This is a genomic window from Streptomyces sp. HSW2009 (assembly GCF_040240285.1).
Classification (GTDB): Bacteria; Actinomycetota; Actinomycetes; order Streptomycetales; family Streptomycetaceae; genus Streptomyces.
In genome coordinates this window covers 1-11,550 of record NZ_JBEHZD010000232.1, presented here as the reverse complement: position 1 = coordinate 11,550, position 11,550 = coordinate 1, and the positions used below count along the sequence as shown (strand labels likewise).

Here is an 11,550-nt window from a genome sequence, read left to right as displayed (position 1 = left end):
CGCCCCCCCCGCGGGTGCCGCCGCCGCTCGCCGCCCGCCGCCCCGGGGGCGCCCGGGGGGGGGGGGCGGGGGGGGGGGGGCCCCCCGCCCGGCCCCCCCCGGCGCGGGTCCGCCGCCTGTGACGCCTCGCTCTGCGCCTGCGCCTCGGCCAGCGTCTTTGCCTGTACGTCGCGCCCCGGCAGGTGCAGCGCACGGATCAGCACCGGCAGCGTCAGGCCCTGGACGACCAGCGTGCCGATCACCGTCGAGAAGGTCAGCAGCAGCACCAGGTCGCGGTCGGCGAAGTGGTCGCCGCCGTGCGCCGCGGTGGGGATGGAGAACGCGATGGCCAGCGACACGACGCCGCGCATCCCCGCCCAGCCCACGATGGCCGGCGCGGTCCAGTCCACGTCGGGCTCGCGCGCCCTGATCCGCGCCGAGAGCAGCCGCGGCAGAAAGGTGGCCGGAAACACCCAGGCGTACCGCACCAGGACCACCGCCAGGAACACCGCCGTGGCGTACCAGGCCACCTCTCCGACCCCGTACCCCGACAGGTCGCGCACCACGACCGGGAGTTGCAGGCCGATCAGCGCGAAGACGGCCGACTCCAGGACGAAGGAGACCATCGCCCACACCGCGTGTTCCTGGAGCCGGGTGGCGAAGTCCACCTGCCACAGGTGGTGCCCGAGGTGCAGCGCGACCACCACCACGGCCAGCACCCCCGACGCCTCGACCTGCTCGGCCACCGCGTACGCGACGAACGGGATGAGCAGCGACAGGGTGTTCTGCAACAGGGGCTCGCGCAGCCGGGTGCGCAGCCAGTGCAGCGGCACCATCAGGAGCACGCCGATCCCCACCCCGCCCACCGCGGCCACCAGGAACTCCCGCACCCCCGCACCCCAGGTGGCGCCCGCGCCGCCGGCCGCGGCCAGGGCCACCTTGTACGCGGTGATGGCGGTGGCGTCGTTCACCAGCGACTCGCCCTGGAGGATCGTGGTGATGCGGGACGGCAGCCCCGCCTTGCGCGCGATGGCGGTCGCCGCCACCGCGTCCGGCGGCGCGATGACGGCCCCGAGCACCAGCGCCGGGGTCAGCGGCAGACCGGGCACCACCAGATAGGCGATCCAGCCGACGGCGAGGGTCGCGAACAGCACGTACCCCACCGAGAGCAGCGCCACCGACCGCGCGTTCGCCCGCAGGTCGAGGTAGGAGCTGTCCAGCGCCGCCGTGTGCAGCAACGGCGGCAGCAACAGCGGCAGCACGACGTGCGGATTCAGCACGTAATCGGGCACGCCCGGCAGGTACGAGGCCACCAGCCCGGCCGCGACCAGCAGCAACGGCCCCGAGATCGGGGTACGGCGGGCCGCGCCCGCGATCGCCGCGCTGCCCGCGACCAGCATCAGCAGCGGAATGACGTCCATCGACCCACGCCCATCGCATCGTCCCGGCCCGTACGCCCCGTACGCGCCCCTGCCCGCGCCGTTGCCCCGCCACCTGCTCACGGCGGGGCAAACCAGCCTAATCTGGCCATCATGAGTGAATGCCCGCACAACGCCGAGCTGCCCCGCCCTGCGCCCGCTGCCCTCAGTGAGACCTGCCTGGAGTGCGTCGAGGCCGGCACTCACCCGGTCCATCTGCGCCTCTGCCTGACCTGCGGCCACGTGGGCTGCTGCGACTCGTCCCCGCTCCGGCACGCCTCCGCGCACTTCACGGAGAGCGGCCACCCGGTGATGCGCTCCTTCGAACCGGGCGAGGACTGGCGCTGGTGCTTCGTCGACCAGATGCTGCTCTGAGGCCAGACCGCGCCCTGAATTCCTGAAGTTTCCGGACAGGCACGCCGCGCACCGCGGGCCACGCGCCGCGGGCCCCCCCCCCCCCCCCCCCCCCCCCCCCCCCCCCCCCCCCCCCCCCGTCCCACCGAGCCGTGCCCCAACCGCGCGACGCGTGCGCACCAGCCGCGCCGCGCGGCGGATGGGGAAGTGATGCAGGGGCATGCATACGGCACCGGTGGTGGTGCTCAGGTGGTCAAGTGCTCAACCGGCCTGGGTCAGCGACCGGCCCGCTGGTTGACGTTGAGCAGGAAGTCGAACTTCGCGAGCTTGCCACCGCCGCCGTTGGAGACGTTCATCAGCAGCGACGGGTGGAAGATCGAGTCCGAGTTGTTGCCCGGCTCACCCGGGAAGTAGAGCTGCGTGGTGAGGATGGGCCGGTTCGGCGCCTGCACCTTGACGTGGAGGTGCCGGGTGCGGCCCGGGTACAGGCCGGGGACGATGGTCTCCAGCGTGAAGGCGCCATTGGCGTCGGTGTACTGGTGACCGCGCAGCCGGAAGCCGCGGTTGTCGTAGGCGCCGCGCACGTCCGCCTGCCAGAAGTCGAGCAGCGCGTGGGCGATGGGCCGGCACGCGAGGCCGAAGACGTAGCCGGTCAGCGTGAGCTTGGTGCCCTGGAGGCCGGGCTCAAGCAGCGAGGCGCGCTCGGGCGACCGCGGCTTGAAGTAGGGGCCCTCCATCTGCGGCCGGGTCGGCGCGTCGCCGTCGTCGCAGTACGGGGTGGGCGCGAGCGGCTGCCCGGAGGGCGTCCGGTCGTCGCGCGCCCAGGACACGCCGCCGAGTACGAACGGCAGCGGCGCCGCCGCGACCGCTGCCTTCAGCAGGGTCTTGCGCGTCATGCCGCGCCGGGTGCCCTCGTTCCTGGGCTCTTGGGTGTTCTCGCCTTCCACGGTGTTCCTCCCGCGGTTTCTGATATGGGGGTGAGTCGTGCCGGTCGTGCTGGCCGTACGAGCGGGACTGAACTTATGCGGAGCGCTCACGGCCGGTCGATGGACTCGATTCGGCGAACGTGGTGATTCCGTCCGGTAACCCGAGAAGCCGCCGGTGGCAGGGGGTCCCGGTCGGCCTGGCGGCGAAAGTCCCCCGGGCTGACGCCCGTTTCGCGCCGGAAGAAACGACAGAAGTAGGCCGGGTCGGAGAACCCCACCTCGCGTGCGACCTGACTGACCGTCATGCCGGTGGCAGCCAGCAGCCGTTTGGCCTCGCGGATCTCCGCTTCCCTGATCATCTGCCCCGGAGTACGGCCGGTTGTGCGCTTGACAGCCTCCGTCAGATAGCCGACCGAGACGCCGATGCGGGTGGCGTAGGCCCCCACGGTGGCGCGCACCGCGGCCGACCGACCGCCGGTGCCGCCCGCATGCAGCGGGCCCTGCTCGGACCCGGCGCGGGTGTGCATGGTCAGCAGGTGGGCGAACTGTCGGGCCACGGCGGACGGCCGGCCCACCGCCTCCTCCTTGGCCGGCAGCGCGCCCGGCAGGCGCTGGGCACGCACGATCAGTACGTGCAGGTAGGACCGCAACACCGTGATGAAGCCGTCCTCGCGGTCCCGGAACTCGCGGCCCATGTCGGAGATCAGCGCGGCCAGCGCCGGCGCGGTCGCCGGGTCGGGGTGTAGCCAGGGCCGTTCGGCGAGGCTGCGCAGCGCGGTCCGGTCCCCCGGGTGCGCGAGCAGGAAGTCGTCGGTGAACAGCACGACCCAGCCTTGCAGGTCCCGCACTCCGGCCCAGTAATGCACCTGACCTGGTGCGATGATCGAAAGATGGGGTGGTCGTAGTCGCCAGGGGACCTGTTCGATGACATGCGTTCCGGTCCCCGAGGTGACGTAGAGCAGTTCGTAGAACGTGTGCCGGTGCGGGAACGCGGCCCTGGACAGCGGGCCGATGGTGTCGAACGTACCGATCGCGAACGGCAACACGTTGGGGGCCGGCACCTCAAGGCGGTGCAGCGGCAGGGGGGTGGCGTCGGGCGTGCAGCCCGCCTGCTCGCCTGGCACGCCATAAAGGTCCGTGGACGATGTGGGCATGGCAGGTCATGCTCCGTTCTGCTCAGCGCGCTCGCGCGCCCTCATGCCGTCGCCCTATGCCCCGCCTTAGACTAGACCGCCAACTGGCCTGCGAAACCCATGATTTCAGCCCGTTGTTTCCTTGGTTCACTCCGGTAAAGGGAGCAGCTAGCGCGAACCGCCCCAGATCGGTCCTGCCGGGTGGAGGCGGGTGCACGGGGGTGGCGGATCGCGCCGGAGCCCGAGGTCGGGGGCGCTACGGTCCGCGGCGGCTGCGGTGCGGGCACGGCTAGATCCGGCCACCCCCGGAGGGCGGGGCGGGCGGGCGGGACCGGCCGGTTCCGCCGGGAGTACGGGACGGGCCGGTGCCGCCGGCACGCAGGGTCCGACGGCCCCGGAGATCGCCGCGCCCGCCCGGCGGGCCCGTAACTCCGAAGGCCCGGGAAGCCCCGAAAGGCTCGGAACCCCGGAACCCCGGAACCTCGTAAGACGCGCCGCAGTACGCCAGCGGGCGGCGAAAGAAGAGAGAGGGAGAAGGAGCCTGGCCGGCCCGGCGCGGGCGCCCTCGGAAGCCGCGGGGCGCGGGGGGGCGCGCCGGGTCCGGCCGTGGGTCAGACCGGGTCCGGCTGGGGGACCGGCTCCGGGCCCGGAGTGGGCCCAGGCGCCGGGTCCGGCGGCATCGGCGGGATCGGCCCGGGCACCGGCCCGGGGGCGGGACCCGGTCCCGGGCCCGGCGGCGGGGTGGGGGGCGGTGGGACCGGGTCGGGCGTGCCGGGCGGTACGGGCTCCGGATGAATGGGGGGCACCGTCATCGCCGTCATGTCGTACGCCATGAGCAGACTCCTGGAGATCGCGTGCACGGACAATCCGCCCGTCACCGACCGGCTGCCCTTTCCTTCCCCATTTACTCCCACGTCAGGGCGGCCCGCGACACGGCACGGGGCCGGCTACCGGCGCCGGCCGCCGCCCGGGGCCGGCGCCGCCGCGGGGGCCGCCCGCTCATGCGGCCGGAAGGTGCGCAGCCCGGGCCCCGGCCGCCAGCTCTGGAGTTGCAGGGTGCCTTCGCCGTTCCAGGTGCGGGTCACCTCGTGGACGTCGATGCGGAAGAGGTGGAAGGGGTGCGGGGGCCCCAGCCGGGCGACGTAGGCCGCGCGGGCCTCGCCCTCGTGCACCTCGACGGCGACGCCGCTGAGCCTGGCGTCCCCCGCGCGCAGCTCATCGGCCCCCGCGCCGGGGTTGACGTGCACCGCACAGCGCGGGTCGCGGCGCAGGTCCAGGGCCTTGCGGGAGTGCCAGATCATGCCGAGCCAGACCTCGCCGCCACCGAAGTCCACCTCGATGCCGCTCACCCGGGGCGACCCGTCGGCCCGCAGCGTCGCCAGTACGTGGTGTTCATGGGGTGCGAAGCGCGCCTGGACCCACTGCGCGAGCTGCGGTGCGGCCTGGCACACATCGTTCCAACGCGTTGTCATGCCGCGATGCTCCCGCCGATACCTGACACCTGCTGTCTGGCTTTACGGGTGCATTCGGGTAGGGGCTCGGCGCGGGGCTGCGTGCACGCACATGGCGGGGCGCGGCGCGTGCTCCTGCTTCTGCTTCTCTTTCTGCGCGTGCTCGTGGCAGGGCACGGGTCGCGTCGGCCGATCAGTGCGGTGGGTGCTGTTCGGCGGCGACGTCGGCGAGGGTGTTCCAGAACATCAGCTCGTAGGCGAGGACGAGTTGCCCGTACCGGTCGGCGGCCTCCGTGAGCTGTCCGCTGTCGATGCCGGCGCGCACCGCGGCCAGCGCCCGCTCGCCGTCGCCGAGTTCCGGCTGGGCGAAGAAGTCGAAGAAGCCGCAGGCCCGGGCGGTGAATCCGTAGTGTTCGCGGAGCCCGCGGGACATCGCCGCGCAGTACTCGCCCCAGGCGACGAAGTTGGCCACCAGGGCGAGCACCACATTGGCGGGCTCGGCGTTCAGCGCGAGCCAGGCCAGATAGGCGGGGTACGCCTGGCAGCCGGCGCGCGGCCGGTAGCCGCGCACCGCCGCCTCGTCCAGGCCGCAGGCGGTGGCGAGGTGGTGCAGCCGGGTCATGGCGATGTACTCGCCGTCGGCCATCGCGGTGAAGAAGGTGCCGATGGCGGGCTCCCCGGTGGAGCGCTGCGCCAGGTGGAGGAAGGCCCGCCGGTCGCTGTCGATGATGCGGTACTGCTCCAGGGCGAGCACGGCGACCGCCGTCAGGGGTGCGCGCCCCGCCACGACGAGCGGCACCAGGCGGTTGGCCCCGGCGGGCGGTTTCAGTTGCCGTACCGCCGACTCCAGTCGCTCCGCCGCGGTCACCGTCATCGCCTGGCCTCCCGTGGGTCGTGGTTCCGCTCGGGTCCGGGTCTCGGTCCGGTCTGGGTCTCGGTCCGGTCTGGGTCTGCGCTCGTGCTCTGTTCTTGCGCCAGCGTCCGCTTTTATGCCTGTTCTTACGCTCGCGTCTGCGCTGGCCGTGCGCTGTGTCCCTGGCTGCGCCGCATCCGTAGCTGCATCCGCGCCGCAGCCATCTCCGTATGCGCACCGCATCCTGCATCCTGCGCGGGCCCACGGTCTCATGCCGGCGTGTCCGGCGGGCGCACGTCGCGCTGCCGGTGCGGCTGCCGTCACCTGCGGCGGCAGCGCCGGGGCCGGGTCGGTGGCCCGGGGTACGGGGCGGGCCGAACCCGGCGCGGCGTGCGGCCCGTTACGCGTCCGCCCGCGGTGCCGGCCGCCGGTACCCCGCGCGGGCCGCGGCCGGTGACCGTGCAGGTCCGGAACGAAAATTTCCCTCAGATTGATGGCAGATCATCGGCAACCAAGGGGTCATATGAACAGTCATATGGGGCATGAGGGTGAACGAGAACAACGAGCAGGGTCCGCCCGGCGCCAGACGCCGCAGCGTGGGCCGTCGGGCGGGGGTACTGCTGGGCATCGCCAGCCTGACGGTGCCGCTCAGCGTCGCATTGGGCAGCAGCAGCGCGCAGGCCGCGAGCGCGTGCACGGCCACGGCGGGGCCGTACCAGAAGCAGGCCGAGAAGTTCCTCGGGTTGCGGGTCGACGGCAAGCAGTCGGCCGCCGACTGCCGGGCCATACGCAACTTCCAGACGGCGCACGCCATCTCGCCCAACATCGGTTACGCGGGTCCGGTGACCCGCTCGATGATCGATCTGGTGAGCAAGCAGCGGGCCGCGGGCAAGAACCCCAACAAGGCGAAGAAGTGCCCCACCAACCGGGGCCGCATCGCGTGCGTGGACCTGAGCCGGCAGCTCAGTTGGGTCCAGGACGGCAAGAAGCTGGTGTACGGCCCGGTGCCGGTGCGCACCGGCCGCAACGGCCACGAGACCCGTACCGGCGCCAAGAAGATCTACTGGCGGAACATCAACCACATGTCGACGCTGTACCACGTGCGCATGCCGTACAGCCAGTTCTTCGACGGTGGGCAGGCGTTCCACTCGATCAGCGGCAACGTCTGGTCGGCGCCCGGTTCGCACGGCTGCATCAACATGCGCACCGCGGACGCGAAGAAGTACTGGAGCCTGCTGCGCAACGGCGACGACACCTTCGTGTACGGCCGCAAGCCCGGCACCTGATCCGCCCCGCGGTGGGACCGGCGCCCGGCGGAGCCTGACCCACCCACATCGGCCGCTCCAAGACGTTGGCCCGCACCAGGACGGTGCGGGCCAACGGTGCGTTCCGGCCGCGGTGTTCGGGGTTCGGGACGCTGCCGCGTCGCCCTGGCAGGGGCACCCGCCGCGGCGACGCGGGTGGGTGTCACCAGGCCGAGGGCGCGTAGTCCTTGAGGAAGCAGCCGAACAGGTCCTCGCCGAGTTCACCGCGGACGATCGGGTCGTAGACCCGGGCCGCGCCGTCCACCAGGTCGAGCGGTGCGTGGAAGCCGTCGGCCGCGAGCCGCACCTTGTCGGGGTGGGGGCGCTCGTCGGTGATCCAGCCGGTGTCGACGGCCGTCATCAGGATGCCGTCGCTCTCCAGCATCTCCTGGGCGCTGGTGCGGGTGAGCATGTTGAGGGCGGCCTTGGCCATGTTGGTGTGCGGGTGTCCCGCGCCCTTGTAGCCGCGGCTGAACTGGCCCTCCATCGCGGAGACGTTGACCACGTACTTACGGCGCGCCGCGGCGGCGGCCATCGCCGGCCGCAACCGGCTCACCAGCACGAACGGCGCGGTCACATTGCACAGTTGGACTTCGAGCAGCTCCAGCGGGTCCACCTCGTTCACCCGCTGCACCCAACTGTTACTGGCGTCCAGGTCGGGCACGAGGCCGCCGGCGTCGATGGCGGTGCCGGCCTCGATGCGCGCGAGCGAGGCCGAGCCGCTGGTCAGCGCGAGCGCCGTGATCGAGTTGGGGGTCAGCTCGCCGGACCGGTCGACCTGGCCGGGCAGCGCGGCGTGGCTGCCGCTGCCGAAGAGGCCGAAGACCTCCTTGGCCGGCAGCTCGCCGGCGGGCAGCGGGGCGTCCTCGGCGGCGATCAGCTCCGCGTACGCGCGCGGACTGCGCCGGACCGTCTGGGCGGCGTTGTTGATCAGGATGTCCAGCGGGCCTTCGGCGCTCACCGAGTCGGCGAGCGCGACGACCTGGGCCGGGTCCCGCAGGTCGATGCCGACGATCTTCAGCCGGTGCAGCCAGTCGGCGCTGTCGGGCATCGCCTTGAAGCGGCGGATGGCGTCGTGCGGGAAGCGCGTCGTGATGGTGGTGTGCGCGCCGTCGCGCAGCAGCCGCAGCGCGATGTACATGCCGATCTTGGCGCGGCCACCGGTGAGCAGGGCGCGGCGGCCGGTGAGGTCCGTACGGGCGTCGCGCCGCGACCGGTTCTCCTTGGCGCAGGGCTGGCACAGCTGGTGGTAGAAGGCGTCCACCTCGGTGTACCGCGTCTTGCAGATGTAGCAGGAGCGGGGGCGCTCCAGGACGCCGACGATCTCCGTGCCCGCGGTGGCGGCCAGCGGGATGCCCATCGTCTCGTCGTCGATGCGGTCGGCGGCGCCGGTGGCCGTGGCCTCGGTGACGGACTTGTCGTGCGCTGTCTTGGCGGCGCGGCGCTCCTGGCGCCGGCGCTGCTTGACCGTCCGGTAGATTCCGGCGGTGGCGCGGCGGACGGCTATCGCGTCCGGGTGGTCGATCGGCAGCCGATCGAGCTCTGCGAGCACGCTCAGACAGGCCGCGAGTCGCTCGGGGTCGATCCCCTGCTCCTCGGTCGGGCTTTCTTCAGCCACCGTCATCGCCGCTACCGTCCCTCGGCCTCGCGCCACCAGCAAACCCCCGAACTGTACGTAGGGGGGCGAGTCTTCGCCAAACCCGCCCCACAGGGTGGCAACTCTTAGTAATCATCGGCTGTAACGCAGATTTGGCACAAGAAGTTCCCCTTTCCACGGTAGATCACCGTCGAATTGGGCATCATCCCTGGTAGCCGCCTCAGCCCTCACAGTGGATACGGCGAATGAACGACACGAGAACACCCCACTCCGAACCCCAGGCGACGGAAAATCCGTCACACAGAGTGACCATCGACCCGCCATTTATGGCGAGGGAGCGCCCCATGTCCGAGCAGTACGAACTCCCCTACGCGATCAGGCGTTGGACCGCCCAGCAGTTCCTGGTCATCGAGCTCCACGGCGAGATAGACATCCTCGCCGCGGCCCCCAACAGCGATCTCCTCGCAGGTCAGGACCTTGACCAGCACCCGGATGTGGTCATCGACCTGACGGCGGTGACCTTCATCGATTGCAGTGGCCTCGGGGCGCTGTGCCAGCTCGCCAACCGGCTGCGGCGGCGGGGGCGACTGCTGCGGGTGGTGGTCACCAACCCCTTCACGCTCAAGCTGCTCCGCGCCACCCGGCTCACCGAGGTCTTCTTAATCCACGACAGCGTCTCGGACGCGCTCTCGCACTCCGACGGCGCCGCGGAGGTCCCCGCCTCCTGAACCCTTCCCCACCGGGGACCCGTGACGGCCGGCCCGGGCACGCGCCCGTGGCCCGCGAGCCGCCGACGGAGCCCCGTACGCTCCAGCCCCGGATTCCCGGCCCGGGCTCCCCGGCTGGCCCGGGCCGGGCGGGCACGCCCCGGCCCCTCGCCCCACCCCGCCCGCGCCCTCTAGAGACGCGCCGCCGGCCCAGCGCCGGCCACCCCGCCCCACCGGCCCCAGCGGCCGACCGCTCCCGCGGACGCCGCTCCCCTCCCCCGGCGCGGCCAGCCGCCGATCAACCGCCGATCAGGCCGTGGCGGTAGAGGCCCCGGCGGCGGGGCCGAACGGCGGCGCGGGTACCCGTGCCGGGCTGACCAGCACGCTCGGCCGCCCGTCCACCCCGACCGGTACGTCACCGTCGATGGTGATCCTCCGCAGGGTGCGCGGCAGGTCTCCCGAGTCGTCCACCCCGTAGTGCTGGGTCGCCCGGTTGTCCCAGATGGCCACGTCGCCGGCCCGCCACTGCCAGCGCACGGTGTTCTCCGGACGCTCCACGTGGTGTTGGAACAGCTCGATGAGCAACCGCGAGTCCCGACTGGGCAGCCCCTTGATGCGCTGGACGAAGTTGCCGAGCAGCAGGGCGCGCTCGCCGGTCTCCGGGTGCACCCGTACCACCGGATGCTCGGTGGTGAACGAGGTGGAGGTGAACACCTCGTGGTACTGGGCGAGTTGGGCGTCGTTCGCATCGGGCCTGCTGGCCGCGTAGTCGTACTCGTTGGAGTGCAGGGCCCGCAGCCCGTCGGCGAGGGTGCGCAGCGGCTCGCCGAGTTCGGCGTACGCGGCGGCGGTGTTGGACCACAGGGTGTTGCCGCCGTAGGGCGGGATGACCTCGGCGCGCAGGATCGAGAAGGCCGGGTAGGCGGGGACGAAGGTGACGTCGGTGTGCCACTGGTTGGCCCGGCCGCCGTGTGCGGAGTCGATGCTGAGCGCGTAGCGACCGTCGCCCGAGGGGACGGTGGGGTGGGCCACTGGGGTGCCGACGAGCCGGGCGAACGCTTCGTGCTGCGGCCCGTCCAGATGGTCCTGGTCGCGGAAGAAGACCACCTTGTGGGTGAGGAGGTGGGCGCGGACGGCGGCCACGGTGGCGGCGTCCAGGTCGCCGCCGAGCCGTACGCCCTCGATGAGCGCGCCGATCCGGCCGTTGAGCCGGGTGACGCGTACGCCTGCCACGCCGGCGGCGGGGTGCTTGGAGCCGGCCGGCGGTGCGGTGTCCGAACCTGTGAGGTCCGGCCTTGCGGTGTCTGAACTTGCAGGGCCCGGCCGGGGGACGTCCGGCCTTCCGGCGGTGGGCTGCGGCGTGGTGGTTGGTTGTGCCGCGGCGCTGGACCCCGGGTGCGTGGGCCGTGGGTGAGTGGGCTGCGGGTTGGTGGGCGCGGTGGTCATCGCGGTGCCCTTTCGATGGGTGGGGGTTGCCCGGCCGCGGTGGCGCGACGATCTGGCCGGGCCGGGGCGCCGAGGCGGCTCCCGGGGCGGGCCGGGAGGCGGCGGTCGCCGGGCGCGGCGGGTCAGCGCGGTGCGGCGGGTGGGCGGCGGCGACACACGCCCGGACTGCGCCGCGCCGCAGCCGCGGGGCACCGCGCGGCGGGGTACGGGGTCGGGTCGGGCATGGCCGGGAGCGTCGCAGCGGCCCGCGCGGGGCGTCAACGGCGGCCGGGAGCTGCGGCGCGCCCGCCCCCCCGCCCCCCCGGCCCCCCCCCCGCCCCCCCCCGGGCGGCCCCCCCCCCCGCGGCCCCCCCCGCGGGGGGCGGGCGGTTGCCGCGGCAGC

At 72.9% G+C, this 11,550-nt stretch carries 10 protein-coding genes; 3 read left to right on the top strand and 7 right to left on the bottom strand.

Going from position 1 to position 11,550, the window contains the following annotated elements; translation table 11 throughout:
* A partial coding sequence (locus AAHZ94_RS18205; protein WP_349994017.1) for a cation:proton antiporter occupies positions 1-1,400 on the bottom strand: 1,400 nt, incomplete at its 3' end.
* A 111-nt stretch (positions 1,401-1,511) separates the two neighbouring features.
* On the opposite strand from AAHZ94_RS18205, the gene AAHZ94_RS18200 reads away from it, so the two are divergent.
* Entirely contained in the window at positions 1,512-1,772 is a 261-nt protein-coding gene (locus AAHZ94_RS18200; protein ID WP_349994016.1) for a UBP-type zinc finger domain-containing protein, read from the top strand.
* 254 nt (positions 1,773-2,026) lie between these two features.
* On the opposite strand, the gene AAHZ94_RS18195 is transcribed toward AAHZ94_RS18200, so the two are convergent.
* The 4 genes from AAHZ94_RS18195 to AAHZ94_RS18180 form a co-directional block, all read right to left on the bottom strand.
* The gene (locus tag AAHZ94_RS18195; protein WP_502964706.1) at positions 2,027-2,698 is read right to left on the bottom strand and encodes a dioxygenase family protein; all 672 of its coding nucleotides are present in this window, start codon (positions 2,696-2,698) and stop codon (positions 2,027-2,029) included.
* Positions 2,699-2,784: 86 nt separating this feature from the next.
* Positions 2,785-3,831, bottom strand: a complete 1,047-nt coding sequence (locus AAHZ94_RS18190) for a helix-turn-helix domain-containing protein (RefSeq protein WP_349994015.1) — start codon at positions 3,829-3,831, stop codon at positions 2,785-2,787.
* Between the two features lie 926 nt (positions 3,832-4,757).
* A complete protein-coding gene (locus tag AAHZ94_RS18185) occupies positions 4,758-5,282 on the bottom strand; it encodes a pyridoxamine 5'-phosphate oxidase family protein (RefSeq protein WP_349994014.1) in 525 nt (174 codons plus the stop codon).
* A 172-nt stretch (positions 5,283-5,454) separates the two neighbouring features.
* Positions 5,455-6,135 carry a thiaminase II/PqqC family protein gene (locus tag AAHZ94_RS18180; RefSeq protein WP_349994013.1) on the bottom strand — a complete coding sequence of 227 codons (681 nt, stop codon included), beginning with the start codon at positions 6,133-6,135 and terminating at the stop codon, positions 5,455-5,457.
* A gap of 521 nt (positions 6,136-6,656) precedes the next feature.
* Here AAHZ94_RS18180 and AAHZ94_RS18175 point away from each other — a divergent pair.
* A complete protein-coding gene (locus AAHZ94_RS18175) occupies positions 6,657-7,400 on the top strand; it encodes a L,D-transpeptidase (protein WP_349994012.1) in 744 nt (247 codons plus the stop codon).
* A 181-nt stretch (positions 7,401-7,581) separates the two neighbouring features.
* Here the strand turns inward: AAHZ94_RS18175 and AAHZ94_RS18170 are convergent, their stop codons facing one another.
* Entirely contained in the window at positions 7,582-9,042 is a 1,461-nt protein-coding gene (locus tag AAHZ94_RS18170; RefSeq protein WP_349994011.1) for an SDR family NAD(P)-dependent oxidoreductase, read from the bottom strand.
* A gap of 317 nt (positions 9,043-9,359) precedes the next feature.
* Here AAHZ94_RS18170 and AAHZ94_RS18165 point away from each other — a divergent pair, with 317 nt between their 5' ends.
* Positions 9,360-9,743: an STAS domain-containing protein gene (locus AAHZ94_RS18165; RefSeq protein WP_349994010.1), complete on the top strand. Its 384-nt coding sequence runs from the start codon at positions 9,360-9,362 to the stop codon at positions 9,741-9,743.
* Between the two features lie 288 nt (positions 9,744-10,031).
* On the opposite strand, the gene AAHZ94_RS18160 is transcribed toward AAHZ94_RS18165, so the two are convergent.
* A complete protein-coding gene (locus AAHZ94_RS18160; RefSeq protein ID WP_349994009.1) occupies positions 10,032-10,955 on the bottom strand; it encodes a TauD/TfdA dioxygenase family protein in 924 nt (307 codons plus the stop codon).
* Positions 10,956-11,550 lie beyond the last annotated feature (595 nt).

What these genes read in the sequence shown, in the direction of transcription:
- AAHZ94_RS18185 (WP_349994014.1), bottom strand. Translation starts at nt 5,282, where the DNA reads ATGACAACGCGTTGGAACGATGTGTGCCAGGCCGCACCGCAGCTCGCG.
- AAHZ94_RS18165 (WP_349994010.1), top strand. Translation starts at nt 9,360, where the DNA reads ATGTCCGAGCAGTACGAACTCCCCTACGCGATCAGGCGTTGGACCGCC.
- AAHZ94_RS18170 (WP_349994011.1), bottom strand. Translation starts at nt 9,042, where the DNA reads ATGACGGTGGCTGAAGAAAGCCCGACCGAGGAGCAGGGGATCGACCCC.
- AAHZ94_RS18190 (WP_349994015.1), bottom strand. Translation starts at nt 3,831, where the DNA reads ATGCCCACATCGTCCACGGACCTTTATGGCGTGCCAGGCGAGCAGGCG.
- AAHZ94_RS18180 (WP_349994013.1), bottom strand. Translation starts at nt 6,135, where the DNA reads ATGACGGTGACCGCGGCGGAGCGACTGGAGTCGGCGGTACGGCAACTG.
- AAHZ94_RS18200 (WP_349994016.1), top strand. Translation starts at nt 1,512, where the DNA reads ATGAGTGAATGCCCGCACAACGCCGAGCTGCCCCGCCCTGCGCCCGCT.
- AAHZ94_RS18175 (WP_349994012.1), top strand. Translation starts at nt 6,657, where the DNA reads ATGAGGGTGAACGAGAACAACGAGCAGGGTCCGCCCGGCGCCAGACGC.